Annotated in this window: 19 protein-coding genes; 18 read left to right on the top strand and 1 reads right to left on the bottom strand. The window is 39.3% G+C overall.

Translation table 11 applies throughout. The features are described from left to right. Window positions 1-17 precede the first annotated feature (17 nt). The 17 genes from tssH (at window position 18) to QL986_RS03095 (ending at window position 19,167) form a co-directional block, all read left to right on the top strand. The gene (gene tssH / locus QL986_RS03175; RefSeq protein ID WP_290191168.1) at window positions 18-2,636 is read left to right on the top strand and encodes a type VI secretion system ATPase TssH; all 2,619 of its coding nucleotides are present in this window, start codon (window positions 18-20) and stop codon (window positions 2,634-2,636) included. A gap of 220 nt (window positions 2,637-2,856) precedes the next feature. Continuing rightward, window positions 2,857-3,336 (top strand): type VI secretion system tube protein Hcp, encoded by a 480-nt coding sequence (locus QL986_RS03170; RefSeq protein WP_013462973.1) that lies wholly within the window; start codon window positions 2,857-2,859, stop codon window positions 3,334-3,336. Window positions 3,337-3,409: 73 nt separating this feature from the next. Continuing rightward, window positions 3,410-5,263, top strand: coding sequence for a type VI secretion system tip protein TssI/VgrG (gene tssI / locus QL986_RS03165; protein ID WP_024602740.1), 1,854 nt, complete (start codon window positions 3,410-3,412; stop codon window positions 5,261-5,263). Beyond that, window positions 5,263-5,622 carry a hypothetical protein gene (locus tag QL986_RS03160; RefSeq protein WP_016900103.1) on the top strand — a complete coding sequence of 120 codons (360 nt, stop codon included), beginning with the start codon at window positions 5,263-5,265 and terminating at the stop codon, window positions 5,620-5,622. Before tssI ends, QL986_RS03160 begins: the two co-directional genes overlap by 1 nt. A 38-nt stretch (window positions 5,623-5,660) precedes the next feature. Then, complete coding sequence (locus QL986_RS03155) at window positions 5,661-5,951, top strand: PAAR domain-containing protein (protein WP_013462976.1); 291 nt, start codon at window positions 5,661-5,663, stop codon at window positions 5,949-5,951. A 2-nt stretch (window positions 5,952-5,953) separates the two neighbouring features. Further along, window positions 5,954-6,979 carry a hypothetical protein gene (locus QL986_RS03150; RefSeq protein ID WP_290191167.1) on the top strand — a complete coding sequence of 342 codons (1,026 nt, stop codon included), beginning with the start codon at window positions 5,954-5,956 and terminating at the stop codon, window positions 6,977-6,979. Continuing rightward, window positions 6,976-7,821: a hypothetical protein gene (locus QL986_RS03145; protein WP_290191166.1), complete on the top strand. Its 846-nt coding sequence runs from the start codon at window positions 6,976-6,978 to the stop codon at window positions 7,819-7,821. Before QL986_RS03150 ends, QL986_RS03145 begins: the two co-directional genes overlap by 4 nt. Then, entirely contained in the window at window positions 7,821-12,332 is a 4,512-nt protein-coding gene (locus tag QL986_RS03140; protein WP_290191165.1) for an RHS repeat-associated core domain-containing protein, read from the top strand. Before QL986_RS03145 ends, QL986_RS03140 begins: the two co-directional genes overlap by 1 nt. Continuing rightward, complete coding sequence (locus tag QL986_RS03135; RefSeq protein ID WP_290191164.1) at window positions 12,332-12,859, top strand: SMI1/KNR4 family protein; 528 nt, start codon at window positions 12,332-12,334, stop codon at window positions 12,857-12,859. The genes QL986_RS03140 and QL986_RS03135 overlap by 1 nt, the downstream gene beginning before the upstream one ends. 39 nt (window positions 12,860-12,898) lie before the next feature. Further along, window positions 12,899-13,390, top strand: coding sequence for a DUF6795 domain-containing protein (locus QL986_RS03130; protein ID WP_077535568.1), 492 nt, complete (start codon window positions 12,899-12,901; stop codon window positions 13,388-13,390). Window positions 13,391-13,407: 17 nt separating this feature from the next. Continuing rightward, the gene (locus QL986_RS03125) at window positions 13,408-14,580 is read left to right on the top strand and encodes a lipase family protein (RefSeq protein WP_290191163.1); all 1,173 of its coding nucleotides are present in this window, start codon (window positions 13,408-13,410) and stop codon (window positions 14,578-14,580) included. Window positions 14,581-14,753: 173 nt separating this feature from the next. Next, window positions 14,754-15,527 (top strand): ChaN family lipoprotein, encoded by a 774-nt coding sequence (locus tag QL986_RS03120; protein WP_290191162.1) that lies wholly within the window; start codon window positions 14,754-14,756, stop codon window positions 15,525-15,527. Then, window positions 15,521-16,111 (top strand): hypothetical protein, encoded by a 591-nt coding sequence (locus tag QL986_RS03115; RefSeq protein ID WP_290191161.1) that lies wholly within the window; start codon window positions 15,521-15,523, stop codon window positions 16,109-16,111. Before QL986_RS03120 ends, QL986_RS03115 begins: the two co-directional genes overlap by 7 nt. A 56-nt stretch (window positions 16,112-16,167) precedes the next feature. Further along, complete coding sequence (locus tag QL986_RS03110) at window positions 16,168-16,434, top strand: hypothetical protein (RefSeq protein WP_010389341.1); 267 nt, start codon at window positions 16,168-16,170, stop codon at window positions 16,432-16,434. 60 nt (window positions 16,435-16,494) lie between these two features. Next, window positions 16,495-17,280, top strand: a complete 786-nt coding sequence (locus tag QL986_RS03105; protein ID WP_290191160.1) for a hypothetical protein — start codon at window positions 16,495-16,497, stop codon at window positions 17,278-17,280. Between the two features lie 177 nt (window positions 17,281-17,457). Further along, window positions 17,458-17,970, top strand: coding sequence for a DUF6795 domain-containing protein (locus tag QL986_RS03100; RefSeq protein ID WP_290191159.1), 513 nt, complete (start codon window positions 17,458-17,460; stop codon window positions 17,968-17,970). A gap of 30 nt (window positions 17,971-18,000) precedes the next feature. Next, complete coding sequence (locus QL986_RS03095) at window positions 18,001-19,167, top strand: lipase family protein (RefSeq protein ID WP_013462988.1); 1,167 nt, start codon at window positions 18,001-18,003, stop codon at window positions 19,165-19,167. Window positions 19,168-19,180: 13 nt separating this feature from the next. Here QL986_RS03095 and soxR read toward each other — a convergent pair whose 3' ends face one another. Beyond that, complete coding sequence (gene soxR, locus QL986_RS03090) at window positions 19,181-19,639, bottom strand: redox-sensitive transcriptional activator SoxR (protein WP_008468671.1); 459 nt, start codon at window positions 19,637-19,639, stop codon at window positions 19,181-19,183. A gap of 98 nt (window positions 19,640-19,737) precedes the next feature. Between soxR and QL986_RS03085 the strand changes: the two genes are divergently transcribed. Beyond that, window positions 19,738-20,202 (top strand): NAD(P)H-dependent oxidoreductase, encoded by a 465-nt coding sequence (locus QL986_RS03085; protein ID WP_028834220.1) that lies wholly within the window; start codon window positions 19,738-19,740, stop codon window positions 20,200-20,202. The last annotated feature ends 4 nt before the right edge of the window (window positions 20,203-20,206 follow it).

The raw sequence follows: 20,206 nt of genomic DNA, 5'->3' as shown, positions 1-20,206 counted from the left end.
ATTAAAAGGAACAGCGTATGTCAACGATGACATTAAATAAATTAGTTGAAAAACTAAGTCCAGATTGTAGAAAAAGCTTAGAGGCAGCTGTTGCAATATGTAATAGCCGCAGCCATTTTACGGTTGAATTAGAGCATTGGTTGTTAGCTATGATTGAGCAGCAACTAGACGATGTTAGACTCATATTCGGTTCTTTCGATATTGATATTGATCAGGTAAAGCAAGATTTAAACCAATCACTAGAGTCATTTAAAACGGGCAGTGATTCATCGCCTAGCCTATCAGTGCATGTGACTACATTATTAAGGCAGTCATGGTTAAGTACCAGTATTGAGTTCACCGATGAGCAAATTCGTAGTGCTTACGTTATTTACACGCTCACAAAAGACGATACCTTGTCTAGTTTAGTAACGCGTTGTAGTAAGCTTTTCAATAATATAGAACCTGGACAACTGTTACACGCATGGCCTGAAATTGTTGCCCAATCGCAAGAACGTAATACCAGCACTGCAAGTGCTACAACACCTGCAAATGGTTCATCTAAAACACCGAGTTTAGATCAATTTACAGTTGATTTAACCGCTCAAGCAAAAGCGGGGAAAATAGACCCTATTCTAGGTCGTGATTTTGAAATACGTCAAATGGTTGATATTTTAACTAGACGTCGTCAAAACAACCCAATCTTAACGGGTGAAGCGGGTGTAGGTAAAACCGCTGTGGTTGAAGGACTTGCCCTAAGAATTGCCCAAAAAGACGTACCTGCAGTATTACAAAACGTTAAGTTGCACAGCCTAGATTTGGCTTTGCTTCAAGCAGGTGCGGGCATGAAAGGTGAGTTTGAAAATCGCTTAAAGTCGTTAATTAACGAAGTTAAAAACGCTGTTGACCCTGTGATTCTTTTTATAGATGAAGCTCACACTATGATTGGTAGTGGCGGACAAGCGGGTCAAAACGATGCGGCTAACTTACTAAAACCTGCTTTAGCAAGAGGGGAATTACGTACAATTGCAGCAACAACGTGGGCTGAATATAAAAAGTTTTTTGAAAAGGATGCTGCACTAACACGTCGTTTCCAAGTGGTAAAGGTTGAAGAGCCAACGCCAGAAAAAGCGGTTGCTATGCTACGTGGTTTAGTTCCTGTTATGGAAAAGCATCATAAAGTGTTTATTTCAGAGCAAGCACTAGAAAGCGCAGTCCATTTATCACACAGATACATTACTGCTAGACAACTACCAGACAAAGCCGTTGCTCTACTAGATACAGCCTGTGCACGCGTTGCTATGAGCCAAGCATCGACACCTAATGCGATTGAGCAGTTAATGAATAGACTTAGTGAAATTGAAGCGCAAGTTTTAATGTTAAATCGTGAGCAAAAAACCGGTTTAGATCACAGCGAACAATTATCAGCACTTAAATCTGAACTAGTTGAGATTGAACAGCAACTTGAACCATTAAATGAGCAGTTCAACGTTGAAAAAGGCATCGTTGCAGAATTAAACCAAGCGCTTGAATCGATTAACACCAACGATGCAGACTCTTCTGTTGAAGTACTTGAGCAGTTAAAAGAAAGCAAGCTTAAGCTAGCCTCGTACGAACATAATATGGTGCATTGGCAAGTTGATGAAGAGTTGATTGCACAGGTTATTTCTGATTGGACTGGTATTCCTGTTGGTAAAATGCATGAAGACGAAATTCATGGCATTTTAAATTTAGCTGAGCAAATGAAACAACGCGTAGTTGGCCAAGATCATGCGCTTGAACTTATGTCTAAAGTAGTACAAACCTCCCGTGCTCAGCTTGCAGATGAAAGTCGCCCTAATGGTATATTTATGCTGGCAGGCCCAAGCGGAGTGGGTAAAACAGAGACCGCACTTTCACTAGCACAAGAAGTGTATGGCAGTGAAGATAACGTAACGGTTATCAACATGTCTGAGTTTAAAGAAGAGCATAAAGTGTCATTACTACTTGGCTCACCTCCAGGTTATGTTGGTTATGGCGAAGGCGGTATTTTAACCGAAGCAGTAAGAAGAAAACCATATAGTGTGGTGCTGCTAGATGAAATGGAAAAAGCCCATCCAGGCGTGCAAGATATTTTCTATCAAGTATTCGATAAAGGCACCATAAAAGACGGTGAAGGCCGAGACATCGACTTTAAAAATACCATCATTATTATGACCTCAAATGTGGGTACTGATACCACAATGAGTTTATTTGAAGATGAAGAAAGTAAGCCAAGTATTAAAGGCTTATTAAAAGCACTACAAGATGATTTATTAGGGGCATTTAAGCCTGCATTTTTAGGACGAATTAACGTAATTCCATATATTCCGTTAAGTGATGAAATTCTTACCCAGATTGCTGCGTTGCAAATTAGTAAAATAATTAAGCGTGTTAAAAAGCACTATGATGCGCAATTAACGTATAACGATGATGTGATTGAGCACATTATTGCAAATTGTCAAAATGCCGGATCGGGTGCACGAAATATTCACACGATATTACAGAATAAAGTACTACCTCTATTGTCTGAGATCTTGCTTTCAAGCATGGTTGAAGGTGAAAAAGTAACATCTATCTCATTGTTAATTAAAGATAATGAGTTCGATGTTGAATTAGCTAAAGTTAATTCAAAATAACTTGTTTTTAAGGTTGTTTCTTTAGTTTTAGGGCATTATAATTCGTGTGTCTTATATAGAAACAAGGAATTTTTGAGACATTGTCTTCATCTAGGGAAAGGAATTCTGAAGACCTTTTCATTGCTGTTTTAAAGATAATGATTTCAAGGAATTTTGGGTAACCAAAGTAAACGAATCCACATAATGGATAATATTGTTTAATAAAAAGGAGCATTATCAAATGCAAGCAAATACATATTTAAAATACGGTTCAATCAAAGGCGAAACTACTGCTGAGTCTTTCAAAGATTTAATTACAGTTTTATCTTTAGATTGGAACGTTAGCCGTGAAATTAGCGCAGCGACTGGTACGGCGATGGATCGTGAATCTAGCTCTACTCGTTTAGGCGATGTGACTATTACTAAACTTCAAGATAAAGCATCTCCGGATCTTTTCAAAGAAGCAACTATTGGTAAAGGTCTACCTGCTGTTTTCCATATCACTAAACAAGGTGATAAAGTTGAAGAAATCATGAAAATCGAACTTACAGATGCCATGATCTCTAGCTACTCAGTATCAGTTCAAAACGACCGTCCAATTGAAACAATCACTATCAGCTACACTGAAATGATGATGACTGTTACACCTACTGACGACCAAAACAACATCACTGCACCACTTGTATATGGTTACAGCGGTGTTAAAGGTCAACAAATGTAATATTTGTTACCCGATTGTAGCTCTGGGCTTTGCCCAGGGCTTTTTTTGATCTTCAGGATGGGAAAAGCAAGGAATGCAAAAAGCAACACAAGATAAAAACGTAATTCAAATTAGTACTCCTGTTGGTAAAGACGCCCTTTATTTAACACGCTTCGTTGCGCAAGAAGCCATGTCAGATTTGTTTGTTATGTCGGTCAATATGTACACCATAGGCCAACAAATTGCACATGAAGATCTGGTTGGCAAGCCTGTTTCTATCAAGGTAAAAAATGCCGAGGGTGGCGGAGAGCGTTATTATCACGGTATCGTGAGTCAGCTTGTTTCTAACGGAAGCCGTACGGCGGATGTTGATGAGCAAAAAAATTACATTGATTATCAAGCTACCATTGTGCCTTTTGCCGCTTCTATGCGTAATCGTAAAAACAGTCGCATTTTCCAAAAGAAAACAATTAAAGATATATTTGCTGATTTGTTTGGCCAACACAATGTGGCTTTTTCAGATAAAACCAGTAAAACCTACCCCAAATACGAATACTGTGTGCAATACCAAGAGTCAGATTTTGACTTTATCCAACGCTTATTACAAAGCGAGGGGATTTTTTACTTCTTTGAGCATACAAAAAGTAACCATACATTAGTTTTAGCAGATGATATTACCGCATATGAAATGTGTGGTGAGGCTAAAGTTGTTCATTCAACTGGCCATTTAAGTGAGTCTCATGTTTCGCGTTGGCAGGGCGGATTAAGCTTAGCGCCAGGTAGTTTCAAACGTTTGGGCTACGATTTTAAACAGCCATCACGTTACCCTGATGCAGAGCAAGCAAACGCAGAATTACCGACCCAATCGGTATCAGAAATTTTTGAATATACAGCTGAAGCAGAGTGTCATCCCCGCGCGGCTAATTTGGCATCAGTTCAACTAGAGTCACTGCAAAGAGACATGAAGCTCTCGAGCGGGCGCAGTGACTGCCGCTCATTTTCTGTTGGTAAACTGTTTAGTTTCAAAAAACATGAAGACCCACGCCTTGAAGGTAAAACCTTTGCTATCACCTCGATGATGACGTCGATTGTGGTACCAAACCAATCAGGCGCTGCACAAGCATCGAGTGAAGAAGTGTATTCTAACCACTTTGAATGTGTGCCAAAAGACATTCCATACAGAGCGCAAGTGAGCAAAAAGAAACCGGTTATCAACGGCGTACAAACAGCCATAGTAACGGGTGATAGCGCCGATGAAATTATGATTGACCAATATGGCCGCGTTAAGGTGCAATTTGATTGGGATCGTGAAGGTAAAAAAGACTCTAAAAGTTCATGCTGGATCCGAGTTGCACAAAACTGGGCTGGCAAAAAGTGGGGCGCCTTTTTCTTTCCCCGCGTAGGTCAAGAAGTACTCGTCGACTTTATTAATGGCGACCCAGATCAACCTATAATAAGCGGTGCTGTTTATAATGCAGACCTAATGCCTCCGTACGCATTACCTGGCGAAAAAACGCAAAGTGGTATTAAAACCCGCTCAACTAAAGAAGGTGGGGCAGATAATTTTAATGAATTACGTTTTGAGGATAAAAAAGGCAGCGAGCTTGTGTATATGCAAGCCGAAAAAGATAAACAGCTTTACGTTAAAAACGATCAAAACGAAAAAATAGATAACGACCGTAATGTTGAAATCCTCAATAACGATAATCTCAAAGTCACAGCTAACCGTGTTGCTGAAATGGGTGAAAATGACACCTTAAAAGTCGGTAAAACACTTAATATTGAAGCGGGTGACGAAATAGTGATAAAAACAGGCTCTGCGCAAATTAAAATGAGCAGTAGTGGCAATATTACTATTGAAGGTACAAACATTGATATTAAAGGCAGTAATGTAAAAGTAGATGGCAGTGCCATTACCTTATCTGCTGGTGTAATTAAGTTAAATTAATGATGGAAATAGTCAATAACTTTCAATCAGGATTTAGAAACGGCATTGCAAATAACGGGCACGTTGTTTACTGTCGTTATGGTTTACCTCATTTAGTGTGTTTACCGATAAACAGGCCAGACGATCCATTACTAAGCCCGGCTTTAAGTCATTTAAAAGCCATGAATGGCTATTATGCACAGCAGTTTTTTATTCATTTAAGTGATGCACTTAATAGTGAAAATGTAATTTCAAACTTATATCAATATGCAACTCAAAGCGCTGTGGCACTTTCTGATCACAGTAAAGATGAGTTAATTGAAGAAATTTCGCTACTGGTAACCAGCAACAAGCTATTAGTTATCCCGCTTTATGAATAGCATTTCATAAACCAACAAAGACACGACAAGGAGTCAAAATGGGTAAACCCGCTGCTACAATTGGTCATATGCATGTATGCCCTAAAGTGACCGCTAAAGTTCCACATGTGGGTGGACCTATAGTTGCTGGCTCTGGCAATGTGTTAATAGGTGGCATGCCCGCTGCCCGCAAAGGCGATATGATAGTGTGTGTTGGCCCGCCAGACAGCGTAAAAACAGGCTCGGGTAGTGTTCAAATTAATGGTAAACCTGCCGCCAGAATGGGCGATGATAGTGGCCACGGCGGAAAAATCGTTGTGGGCAACCCAACCGTGTTAATTGGTGGTTAACTTTGCTAGCGACCTATTTAAGTGATCATCAAGCACAATTACTACAAATTAGTAATGCTCAACTGTGCCCGTTTACGTGTGTAGGTCATGTTCGTTATTTAAGAAAAACGCTATTAGAAAGCTGTTGGGTAAACGCAAAAAACAATAATCAAAAAAATAACTTTGAATTGCCCACCACTGAGCAACTAGTCGAAATAATAACTAACACCAAAAACGATGAATTAGTTGCCCAAGCATGTATTGAAGTCATGGCTAACTTGCCACAAAATAAAAATATTATATTTATAAATGAATTACTTAATGAGCCAGCGCTGAGTACCTTTTTTAAAATCATTATAAATAAAGTCGTTATTCAACAGCATAGCTTTAACTTAATTCGGCTATTAAATTTAAACACCTTGTTTTTTGCTTACAGTGCTGAGGAAGAGATTGCCCCGCAAACACTGGCAACGATAAATAAAATTACCAAGCTTGCGCAGCACCACGACTCACAGATACTAACGGCTATTTTTGATGCATTAAGTGAGCAAGCCCATCTATCACCCTTAATGTCGTTATTTTTGTTGTCGTTAAATTTTGAGCAAGTAAATAGCTTAAGCAATCATGCCAGTAATACCTTATCGGTTGATCATACATTGCATATTTTATTACAAAGCGGTTTTGTAAAACTGATTGTTTTAGCCAATTCTCTATTACAACAAGTAGAGCAACCCGCGTTAATTATTGCGCTAATAAGGCGCATGTTAGGTGATAAACTCGATCAGCTAGTGGAATACGATATCCAGCGACTCGCTTGGCAAGGTGATGAAAGCGCGCTAATAAATTTTCAGCAGCAGTTAAAACATAACTGGCCTAAATATGAAACCGCCATGTCGAGTTTACGACTGATTGCAGGGCACCCTCTTGATGAAGTGCCTAATGCCATTTATTTATCGGCCATGGATAGCTATAGCCAAGGGGTGTTTAATTTATATCGCTATTATCAACATCTCGCTGCCAATAAAACTCAGGACGAGGTGGCATCATGAGTGCATTTTCAATCGAGATGACATGCTTTTCTGTCCCAAATATTAGCAGCGTAGATGCATTATTATTTGACGATAACAGTGCTGTTTTTAATGAGTTGCAATGGCAGTCTTGGGATGCCTGTGTTTACGATTGCATAATTAAATCTAAAGAATTAATGGCAGAAGTCACCGACAGCACATTGCCGATGATTTGGTTACTACCGGCATTATCATTTCAAGATGAGCTCAAACAGTTATTAGCTCAAAGCTTACAACAGTTATACCCCGATCATAGCAGTGAGCTGATTTTTCATGGAACAACAGGTGCACACTCTGCTATAGCTTTGGCCGGTGAAAAAAAATGGCAAAAATTTAATGTAATTGCTTTAGATGCAACTTTTAAAGCAAATAAACAGCAGCAGTTTGTATATCAAGGTGTAGGTGGTGCGTTGGCTGTAGTTGAAATGGTGCCTTGCGGGTGGTCGCAGGTAAGCCATGAGATTGCAGCATCTATTGATTTTAGCAAACATAATCAGCTAGCAGGTATGCTTACGCGATTAGCTGAACAAACAGAGAATAAGATTGATCTAATTTTTGCACCAGGAAATGGGGTAGATGATGATAGTTGGCTAAACAATTTACAGCTACTTACTAGCTTAATTGATGAGCACACAAATTACGAACTACCCAATTATAAATTAGGGAAAATAGGCGCACTAGAAGGGTTAGTTAATTTGTACCAATTAACCACAAGCCCTGCAATTGTTGAGCATTTTAGTTATGCATTAATGCTCTCCCAAGAGCAAGCTAAGCATCAAGGTGCAGCATCATACTTATGGATAAGTGAGGAAGTAGACAGCTAATGCAAAGTAATACCGTTGTTTTACAAGGAATAAGTTACCCAATTTGCCTCGTCGCTGGTAAAGGTTCTGCGCCGTCGGGCTTTGTTGCTGTAGCAGCTAACACGCCTGAAAGTGCCAAAAATCAAATTGCGCAAGTCGGCAGTGCGCTTACTAGCGACGCCGCTAAACGTTTAGACGTAATTAACTTGCTTAACCTTGCAGGAGTGAGCTGTTCGCGCGGTGCGTCTGCACGCGAAACCGCGAGTGTATTAACCCAAGCTTTGGTTGCAGATAAAATTAGTTGTTATCACCAAAAAGCTAAGTCGGCTATTCAAGTAAGCGATAACACCAATAGCGGCGCAGCAGGTAAAAAGCCAAGTAGTAAAAGCAGTTCAACAGCTTCAGGTAAAAGTGCCTCTCAAGCGCCGGCTAAAAACAGTGGCGGTGCAAGTAATAATACCCCTAGTGAAGAACCTATCACTAAACAAGAATGCCGCTCTGATCCGGTTTCTATGCTCTCAGGTGAAGAAATACTGCCGCTTATTGATTTCACCCTAGCAGGGAGTAAACAATTAATTTGGCGACGCCTATACCGTTCATCGCATGCGGATGTTTGTAGTGTAATGGGTAATGGTTGGCGACATGACTTTATGGTGCAGTTAACTGAGCATTACTTACCGCCACCTAAAGTAGGCCCAAAACAAAAAGGCACCTACTGGTTAGAATACCAAGATGAGCATGGCGCTAAACACCGCTTTGAAAAAGTAAAACCGGGGCAATCGAGCTATCAGCTAAGCAGTAATTTGGCTTTGCATTACCAAACTAATGGTAAGCAAGTATTGGTAACCCCAGATGATCAGCATCTTACGTTTAAAGCTGGCGAAAACTCATGGTTGCTCGAAAAAGTGATTAACGAAAAAGGCCAAAGTATTGGTTTTTATTACGATGCGAAAGAGCGCTTGCATCGCGTTGAGGTAAATAAAGCGCGAGGCTGTATTTTAAAATATAACCCGCAAGGGTTGCTGGCAAACATTTCGGCTTATCGTACAGTTGATAACAACAAGCCAGTATTACTAACGCCGTTACTTGCGCAATATGATTATGATGAAAACAAAAACCTCGTTCGCGCGACCAATCAACAAGGTGAAACAGAGCATTATGGCTATAACGCCGCTAACTTATTAACTAAGCGTACTCGTGCCAGTGGTTTTAGCCATCATTTTGAATGGGACAGTTACTCATCGAGTGCTAAGTGTATAAAACAGTGGGGCGATAACAACACTTATACGTATCAGTTTGAATATAATGTAGACGCTGGTGAAACAACCTGTATAGATTCGCGTGGGCATAAAGAACACTTTGTACATAACGCGCAAGGTAAGTTAGTTAAGCACACCGACCCTAATGGTAATGTGTGGCAATACCGCTATAACGCGCAAGGTCAAAAAGTTACTGAAATAAAGCCAGACAGCAGTGAAATAAAATACAGCTATACCCCTTACGGCCAGTTAGAATCAATAACGCAGCCAGATGGCAGTGTCACAAAATTTGCTTATAACCAATTGGGTCAGCGTGTATTAACCACCTTGCCTGATGGCCAAACTATAACCCGTAAATACAGCGTGGCGGGTTTGCTGCAAAGTGAAACCTTTGGCGACGGTCGCACCGTACTTTATAGCTATGACAAATTTGGCCAGCTAACCCAACACATAAATAAAGATGGTCAAGTCACTAAATTTGTATGGAACGAGCAAGGCGAGCTTTTAGCCAAGCACCATAACGATGAGCTTATTCGTTACAGTTACGACAGTTTAGGCCGTGTAAATGCCACCATTAATAACATAGGTTTGCTGACTCAATATAAATACAATGAGCACGGCCAACTTGCGCAAACCATTGCCTTTGACGAAAAAGACCCCGAGAACAAACAGCATCAACATTTTAGTTACGATGATGCAGGGCGGTTAATTAGCTCGCAAAACAGTAAGGGTGATACCACCGAGCAACACTTTGAAGGGCTAAGCCAGCCACATTGTGTTATTCAGCCCGATGGCAGTGCACTGCATTTAACTTACGATAAAGAGCGTAACCTAACCGCTATCGAACGTAGCGACGGCCATGTATACCGTATAAGCTATGACGCTAACGAAAACCCAACTCAAGTAACTGGGTTTGACGGTACGCTACAGCAATATAAATACGATGCTTGCAACCGCTTAACCTCGGTTACACAAAGTGATAAACGCCATGTAAAAATAGAGCGTGATAAATTAGGCCGCGTGATTGCGCAGCATGCAAGTTTGGCAACCGATACTCACATCGTTAATAACGCCAATTACTACAGCTATAACCTGCAAGGTAAAATTACCCGTGCGCATAATGCACAATCAACCTTAAAGCAGCAGTTTGATAAAGGCGGGCGGTTACTGCATGCCGAGCAAGTACATAACCAGCAACAAGCGCACACCTTAAAATACAGCTACGACGACTACGGCAGACGCCAAACACTGACGCTGCCAGACTCAAGCACGCTTAACTACAGCTACAATAAATTTGGTCAGCTAAGTGCTATTCACTTACAGCAAGCCAATAGCAATGTTGTTGAACTTGCAGCGCTTAGCTATGACAGTCAAGGTAATATTCAAACTCAACAATTTGGTAATGATGTAACTCTTACTCAACAGTTTGATGTATTTAACCGCTTAACACGGCAGCAGTTAACCCATCCTGCGCAAGCGCTATTTGATACCTGTACGTACAATTACGACAGCGTAAACCAACTTATTGCGCGTAAAGAGCAAGGCGTTAGCAGCCACAATATTAATTTTGAGTACAACAGCCTTGGTCAGTTAATTCAGCAAAACCTAGTAAGTTCTGAGGTTGATGCAACCACGCAATACCAGTGGGATAGCTTTGGTAACCCAGTTAGCCAGTCAAGGGTACAAAATAACGAATTAGCCGAGCAGCAAACGACTCAGCACAATGATAATAGCGATGCTATTGACGCCAGCAATAAGATTGAAAGCAGTCAGTCAGAAAGCACACGTAATGTTATTCATAGTGAGTATAAAGAGTTAGCATCGAATAGTGATGAGGCTGATACAACTTCAAGTGATTTAACTGATAATGATGATGTTATTACAGGCACAACTGATGCCGACCGCCTAACCCATTTCGGCGACAGCGACTTTCATTATGATGAATTCGGTAACCAAATACGCGAAACCGGTAAAGGTATAAAAACCCGCCGCGAGTACAATGCATTTAATCAGCTAAGTTGCTTTAATAATAACGGCACGCTTACCCAATACGATTACGACCCACTGGGGCGTCGTATCGCCAAGCACACCGAGCAGGGTAAAATTGACTACATTTGGGATAACGACCAGTTAATTGGCGAATACCAACACGGTGAATATACTTGGTATATTAACCTGCCAAATCAATTTCACCCAGTCGCGCTGATTAAACAAGGCGAGGTGTACTACTACCACCTAGACCAACTGAATACTCCACGTTTTGTAACCAACAACAAAGCAGAAGTCGTGTGGGAAAACCAAGCCGATGTGTATGGCTACGAAGAACCAGAGGTAAGCACTACAAATACCTTCACTCAGCCTATACGCTTTCAAGGGCAATATTTAGATATCGAGAGTGGCTTACACTACAACCGCTACCGCTACTACAGCCCCAAACAACAACGATTTATAAATCAAGACCCGATTGGTTTAGTGGGTGGAATCAATCATTACCAATATGCGCCGAATCCGGTTAATTGGGTGGACCCGTTTGGGTTGTTGTGTAAAGAGGGTGAAGAAAGGCTTGATAGAATGCTTTCTAATTTAGTTTCTTCAGGTGGTATTGATGAAGCTATAAAAAATAAAATTCTAGAAATTGCGATTGCAAGTGCAGTTATTAACGACCCACAAAAATCGACTCTTAAATATACAGCAGAGGGTGCTAAATATAGAAAAGAGCATGTATATGATATTGCAGGCCTTGATGAAGATAATGGCTTAATTAAACTCAATAAAATGAGTACATCAGGTGAAGTTATTAGTACAGAGGTTATAAGCACAGCACAATTTGCTGAACAGCATGTTATTAACAGTAAGCGTGTAAAACTCAGCCCTAATTCAAAACCGACTAAATATCATAAACGTACAGTGGGTGAAGTAGAGATCGCTAGGAAAGCTTTTCCACCTAAGAGGGCTGAGTATATATCTAGCTATGCAAATGCCGCTTTAAACAACGATAATCACATCGCACATGAGTACTTTAGCAAAGATGAATTAGAGTACATGGAATATAAAGGTGAGGTACCTAGAGGGTATAATGTACATCACAAGAAGCCTATATTTAGATGTGAAAGTAACGAAGATCCGAATAAACTAGAAAATCTAGAATTACTACCTGATGAGTACCATAGTAAAAAAAATAAAGAATTACATTGGTACGCTGAAGGTAAGTGTCCTTATGCAAGTGGTGATGGTCCCTCTTTGTCTAATTTAAATAACTGGGAGTTTTTATAGTGAAGAATGAAAAAATAGCAAGGCTTATTGGCGAAGCCAAGTTGTTGAAAAATTATGATGATAGAGCGGGTGGGGCTTCTGATGAAGAAATTGCGTCTCTTGAAATGGATTTTGGGATAACTTTGCCAAATGATTATAAATATTTCTTATCAAATTTTGGTTTTGCATCATGGTTTGGCGGGGGGGTTCAAGGGCTTCCAGATGATAACTATAGATTCAAAAAATATTCAGCTGTCAATCTAAACACCATACATCACGTTAAGTCATATGAAAAAGAAAATTATTTACCAGTTCCAAAATTTGGTTTGGTGATTAATACATACGATGGTGGTGGTTATTACTTTTTGTTTTCCAAAGAATCTGAACGTGCGGGTGAGGTCGGTCTATTTTTAACTGAAACATATGGCCAAGAAGTGTCTAAGTTTAAAAGCTTTACAGATTACTTATCTTTTCTTGTGACTGGCGCCCCTGATCCAGAACCTGTTGATGTGGATTACGATAAAATAATGGACATAATCGAAGATTAATTTGGGGCTTCAATTATAAAAGCAGAGGTTAAAACCACTATGTTTGGTTTAATAAAAAAATACAGTGTGCACATGTGCTCCGAAGTAAAAGGGGTAATCACTTTAAACGGTAATCCAGTTGAGGGTGCTTTAATAAATCGCACTCTGGAATTTGCACACAAAGTTGAAAAAGAAGATCAGGTAACAACAGCTCCTGATGGTTCATTTTATTTACCTGAAGTTGTTATTGAATCAAAAATACCGGGTGATATGTTCTCGCATGAGGTAACTTATCAAACTATCACGGCTGTATATGATGATAAAAAATACAAGCTTTGGGGTTCTAAGCTAAGCGGAATAAGTGAGCCTAGTGAATACAAACAAAAGCTGAGCAGTTTAAATGCTGATTTAGATTCTACAGAGGTAAACTTTGTTTTTCCTAATCATGAAAATCCAAATTTGGAGTTTGATGGTTCAAGTATTTGTAGATGGGAACATGATTTTGAAATTTATGAGATAGAAGATAGCGAAGATTATTTTAAAGATTTTTAAATAGAAAAGGAATTTACATGAATATTTTATCGCCAAGTGTAGCGGCACAATTAGCTGAATTCGCATACGACAGTATTGCAGCAGTATCAAAGAGCTCATCAAACATAGAGCCGAGTAGAATAATAAGTAAGCACTTTGTGTTTGATTCAAAAAAATCTGCTTTTACTGGAGTTTCAGGTACTGTAGCTGAGCATGTGCTAAATCATGCAACGGGTTTTGGCTTTTTTGGAATTGGTTCTAAAGAAGGCGCCCATAAAGGTGAAGTTGTACTAACTTTTCGTGGTACAGCAGGCATTGCTGATACTTTGACTGATTTACATTGTGGTTTAACTGTTGGGCCAAATTATAAAGCGGTTCATGCTGGGTTTAACCGTACTTTTGAGTCTATCAAGCCTCAGTTAAAAGCTATATTGAGTAAGATTGGTGGTCGCCCCGTTCATTGTGTTGGCCATAGCCTTGGTGGTGCATTAGCAACGTTAGCTGCAAATTGGATTAAAGCGCAATATAAAGTGCCTGTAAAATTATACACTTTTGGTTCTCCAAGAGTTGGTCATAACCCTTTTGCTATTCAAAGTGAAACCAGCCTAAATGGAATTTATAGGGCAGTACACCGAAGTGACCCTGTACCTATGGTTCCTGTTTGGCCATTTGTTCATGCAGGGAATGAGTACAGAATAAGCACATGCGTATCACTTACAGGTGCTGCACATAAAATGGCGGGAAATGCGCCTGGGTATATCAATACCGCATCTCGTTATCCTGATTATAAGAGCATGGAAAAGGGCTCTTTATCTAACTTAACGATGACACGTCTAAAATACAATAATCGCCACCATGCTTCTTTTAATGCTCATTGGGCTGAAAAAATAACGAGCGCTTTACTAACGTTACTAAGAGAAAGTGGCAAAATCACCAGTATTCTTGCTCAAGGTGTGGTTGCTGGAACGCTAACTATTTATGATGCTTTAGCTCGTAGCCTGGTTGAAATATCTAAAATGTCATCTAAATATGCTGAAGATTGTCAGGGGTTATTAGGGCATATTCTTAACTTTGTTGGGAAGCCTGGCGTGATAGCTGTTGATTATACATACGCGCAAGCTAAGCGAATTTTGTATTGGATGTTAGAAAAACTAAATCAGGTAGTGATAGCAGCTGTAAAAGTATCTCCTTACATGGGTATTGGATACTAACATTGCTTTAAAGGCTCAGATAACTTCTGAGCCACTTAAATAATAAATAAGATTAGCTATAAAGAATTGAAAGAAACATACTTCAATTGGTTGAAATTTAAAAACCTCTAATTATTGTTTCTACTCACTTCGAAAGTAGCTGTAATCACATAAATAAAAAACAAGGATAGGTAATGAATAAAATAAACACGGATGTAAATTACAGAACAATGGCCGGTAATGCGCGATTAGTGATGCTTGGTGAATCGAGCCATAATACCGCTGGCTATAAATATGAAGCTATTAAAGCCCTAAAACAGCTTAAAGGAGCTGGATTTACTCATTTTGCGATGGAGATGTTGCCACGCTCTATGCAAGAAAAAATTGATTTTTACCAACGTACGGGTAAAGGTTTTAGAGAAATTCAACAATACTTCGATGAAAACTGGGCTTGGGGTTATTTAGTTCCTAAAGCTTATGGTGAGTTAGCAAAAGCTGCTAGAGATATTGGCTTAAAAATTATTGCCTTAGATATTTCGCAACAAATAATGGAGGCTATGGATAAGGAGTGCTCTTATGATCAATATATTGGAGGGGACTGTTTGAGCACGCACACCCGTCGTAATAAAATATGGGCTGATAATATAGCGGGTGTTTTAAATCAATCGAAAGCAAATCGTATCGTTGCTTTTATGCATCGATGGCATGCTGTACAGGCTTCAAACTACGAGCCTGGTTTAGATACCCTAATGCCAATTAGGGGAATCAATAGCATTAGGTTTATAGATTTTATAGGGGGTATTGCTTGTCTATCTCAAAGGCGTTGTGAAGGCGATTCAACTGAAATAAATACTCTCAAGCAGCAATACTTTTATCGTGAAGGTTTCCCTTCTAAACATTCAGTTAAATCATTTCAAGTTCATATTCCTGAACAAAGAGTCAATTCTGATGGAACTCTCAAATGGTAAAAAGAATATTTATAGCTTTTTTTGTTCTTAGCACAATCACTGCTCAAGTTCAGGCTAAGTCGTTATCAAAGACTTTATGGCCAGATCTTGATATCAACAACCCAGAGTTGTCTAAAAATACAGTGATGCTTCAATGTCAAAAAAGTTTAATGTATGCGCCTAGACAGCTTGAAAAGTGGTGCGAAAAAGCTTACGACATGGGTGAGTATGAAGCATTACTTTTTATTGGCCATCATACTGGGGACGGCTCACGTTATGTTAATGAGTTAAAGCGCCGTGTGCTGAAAAATGAAAATTTGGCTATTCGCAGACTTGCATGGCTTTATGATGGTGGTTTGTTTGTTGAGGAAGATTTAAAGGAAGCCGCACGTTTATATGAGCTTTTTTTAACTCAGGCAGATGAGCCCTATCCAATTCTGTTAAGGTCGATTCATTACGATTTAGCAAAAATCTATACAAAGCTTGAAGATTGGCCAAATGTTATTATTAATGCGCAATATGTGATAGATCAAAAGTTAGACGATGGCTCTGATACTTTAGCTAAAACATTAAAAGAAAATGCCGTAGCAGCAATGAGCAATTAAATATCAAATCCAAAAAGGAGCTATAAACGCCAAACTTAGGGCGTTATATAATTATTATGGAACAACAACACCAACAAACACTAACCAACCTTGTATACGATATTTACGAGGATCCAACCAAAATTGAAGAGCATCAAGAGCTTATTCAACCACTATTGAGCGATTTAGTTGCAACTGCCCCTGCGGGGTTTGAAGGCATGGCGACGATGATTAATACTCATATTTCAAACGGGTTTAAGTTTAAAAACCCTAAAATACAAAAGTTTGAGCTTGAGTCGGGCTTATTAAAGCTTAAAACCTACCTTCAAAAAATAAACCTTTAATTAGTTTCGAAATTGCCAATACTCTCGGCGCAGTGTGTTGGCTGTAATCAAGGATGATAAATGACTCTTATAAACACCTGCATTTTAATGCTGTTTTTACAGCCATTATTTGTTTATTTAGCACTTTTTAAACAGTCAAAATATAGCGTTGAGCCAAAAAGCTCGTTAGATAATGAAGATTCAATGTTTTTATTTATCGCCCCTGGCTTATCGGTTTTTTACCTTGATCAGTTTTGGGTCGCGCTGCTTTATTTAGGTAGTGTGTGCTTATTGGGTGTATTGCTAGCTAAAATTGTAGAAAGTAAAGCAAATAAGAGACTCACCAGAGACGATTCAATAGGGTTTATGGTCGCCAGTTTTATCTTTTTTGGAATGATAAAATTAATTATTGTCGCGGTAGCGTATTTTTTTACCGATGACGCTTCAAGCGCGATAACAGAAGATTTAAGCCCAGCGAAAGAGCCCTCATTGACGATTAGCCAAATGTTTAGTGTGGATTATTTATACAGCCAGTTAAAACCTACGGTTTATTTTTTAGCATTAATGGTAGTGACCTTGGTGCTTAAAATTATTGAGTACAAGTTTTCTTTAAAGGAGGCGCTTTCAGGCATACTTATTATGCTAAGTGCTATATTAGTAGGCATTTCCCCACTATTTGGCGAAGCTTATATATTAGGCTTAATTGCTAACTTTTTTATCTTTTTTATAGTGTGCTCTACATGTATTGAAATAGACAAAATAGGGGATGCATCGGGTGGCGCTATTGCTATTTTGTATGGCTATATATTAATGATGGGGCTTGGGTTTAGCATTATATGTAAGCTTGTTTATGAGGTGTTTTTTTAGGGAAAGATTTATTGCTTGTTTTTTACTCTAAATGCTTGCAGTGCGCTTTGTACCCAATTAGAATAAATTTTAGTTGAAATGGTAATTTCATTAACGCTGATAGTTAAGAGTTTAAAACGTCATTAAATAGCAATACGACACGTGTATTTTGAGGCTAACAGTTGGGAGTTGTATATTTTGTTATCACGTTTTAAAGCTTACTTTTTGGTAATTGTATCTATTACTATTATTTTTACTACAACACAGGCTTGTGCAGATATGTTTGGTTTTTTTAATAAACAGGATTTTGTTTTATCGGCTCCGGTAAAAGGGCAATTATTAGATAAAGGGCAGCCTGTTGCAAATACTAAGGTTGTACGTGCGCTTACTTATGGTGATGAATATAAAGATGAAGCAATAACCGATGATAATGGTTTTTTTACCTTCACAGAAAAATCTATAAAAACGAGTAAGCCTGCAAACATGTTTGATAATGAATCATTGGTTCAGCATGTTTATTTAGAAAATGGTACGCCTGAGGGCATTGTACTTTGGTACACAACAGTGTCTATGCACGAGGGGAGTGATACCCTAAAAAACTTACTCGCTAAGTTAGAGTGTGATATTGCCGAAGAGCCACAAACATACGACATACCTATAGAAGAAGCGCCAGAGCATTTTTTTACGATATATGGTGCATGTAAAATGTAACTTTTAACATAATCATTTAAAGGGAATTTTATGAATACTTTAACTCCTACACAAGCTGTACAGGTTGCTTTGCTCGCTTATAAAGCAAAGAGTATTAAAAGTACCACGTTACTTAATAATTCTTTGCATCCTTCTCTGCGAGGTAGCTTTAACTTTGGGGTGAGCCCTGAAGCAGTACAAGGAATATCTGGTGGTTTTTTCTCTCATTTATTTGGTTTAAGCACTGGTTTTGGTTTGCTAGGGCATGGCCAAGGACTGTATCAAGGTGATTCAGTCATTACTATTCGTGGTACGGCCTCTCTTAGAGATGGCCTAACAGATGCACACTTTGGGTTAAGCGGTGGCTCTAATGGCAGTATGGTACATGCTGGGTTTAATAAAACCTTTTATAGTATGAAACCTGCACTACAAGAGTTCGTTGCTGCAAATATAAGAGATAAAATAACCGGCTGTGTTCATATTGTTGGCCACAGTTTAGGTGGGGCACTGGCTACGCTTTCTGCTGATTGGATAAAAGCAGAGTATTCGTTACCCGTTAAATTATATACATTTGGCTCGCCAAGAGTGGGGCTTGATAACTTTTCACGCGCTGCTACTTCTCGTATTGATAAAATATACCGCTGTACACACGGTGCTGATCCGGTTACAAAAGTGCCTTTGTGGCCATTTTCACATGCGCCCTATAATGGCCAAGAAATTCGCCTTGATAATGGTCAGGGCCTTAAAGGCGCAGCACACAAGTTAAGTGGTACGCCAGGCTATGTTAATACTGCGAACAGTAATGATTGGGGCAATTTAACTGTAAAAGCAAACCACTTTTTAAGCACGCCAGTACGCTTAAAGTTTGAAGACAGAAACCAAGCTTCATTTAGTTCACACTGGGCAGATAAACTGGGCGCTGCGTTAGTTACCTTATTAAAAGATTCGGGTTACTACAGTGCTGTTGCGGCACAAGCAGCCATAGGTACAGGCTTAACTTTTTACGATATGCTCGCGCGAACGCTTGATAAAATAGCCAAAGCGTCAGCCTCATTTGCAACGCAAACCTTAGGTTTACTCGGCCACATGCTAGTGTTTGCTGGCAAAGTTATTAGCAAAGCTGTAGAGCTGACTTACAGTTTTATAAAATCGGTATTTGACTCAACTCTAGGGGCATTATATCGCGCTGCCCGAGAAGGCTTAAATGGTCTAGATTAAGGTCTTATAAGCCTTAATCTCGCTCTAACAAAATGGCACCACTTTGGGTTTCACCTAAGTGGTCGTCTTTGTTATAAATAGGGCACTTACTCATTGATAAACACCCACAGCCAATACAGCCATCAACCCGTTCACGTAGACGTTGCATATAAGCAATGCGCTCATCAAGCTGTGCTTGCCATTGTTTTGAAAGTGCAGACCAGTCTTTTTGGGTAGGTGTGCGCTGCTCTGGTAACGTTGCCAGAGTTTGTTTAATTTCTTCCAGCGTGATCCCCATCGCTTGTGCCGCTTTTATAACTGCGACTCGCCTTAGTACATCTGGTTTAAAGCGTCGTTGGTTGCCACTGTTTCGCCAACTGCGTATTAGCCCTTTATTTTCGTAAAAGTGCAGTGTAGATACCTTAACGCCACTGCGTTTAGCGACAAACCCAACCGTTAAGTTGGCTTCAGTAAGCTTTTTTTGTACCGCCATCACTTTAATTCCTTTTAAAAATTAAATTATTTCTTATTGACCTGAACCTAACTTGAGGTTTTAAGCTTTGCTCCATCATAAAAAAAGGAGCTAACCCAATGCAAGAAAAATCAGCACACAATATTGCAATCATATATTCAAGTGGTCGTAAAAATGGCAATACTACCGCGCAAGTTAATGCCTATAGTAAGCAACAAAGCGGCATTGTTTTTTGCTTAGATGATTATGTTATTTCACCTTATCGCTACGATAAGCAGTATCACAATGATGATTTTTATAATTTGTTTGAAGTGTTACTTCGCTACGAACATTGGGTGTTCGCATCGCCTGTGTACTGGTATAACACTACGCCACAAATGAAAGCATTTATTGATAGGATCACAGATTATATGGATGATGAGGCGTTAAAACCGAAGCTTAGAACTTTACGTCAAAAGCAGTTTTCACTGCTGTCTAATGCCGCATCTCCCTCTGCGCCAGATGCATTTATCGATATGTTTAAACATACCTTTAATTATTTAGGAATGACTTTTAAAGCGCATTCACATGTTCAGGCTAGTTAATCAC

Origin of the sequence: Pseudoalteromonas sp. APC 3250 (genome assembly GCF_030407915.1) — a bacterium.
Taxonomy (GTDB): Bacteria; Pseudomonadota; Gammaproteobacteria; order Enterobacterales; family Alteromonadaceae; genus Pseudoalteromonas; species Pseudoalteromonas tetraodonis.
The sequence above is the reverse complement of the archived record's forward strand: the minus strand, read 5'-3'. Positions and strand labels throughout refer to the sequence as shown.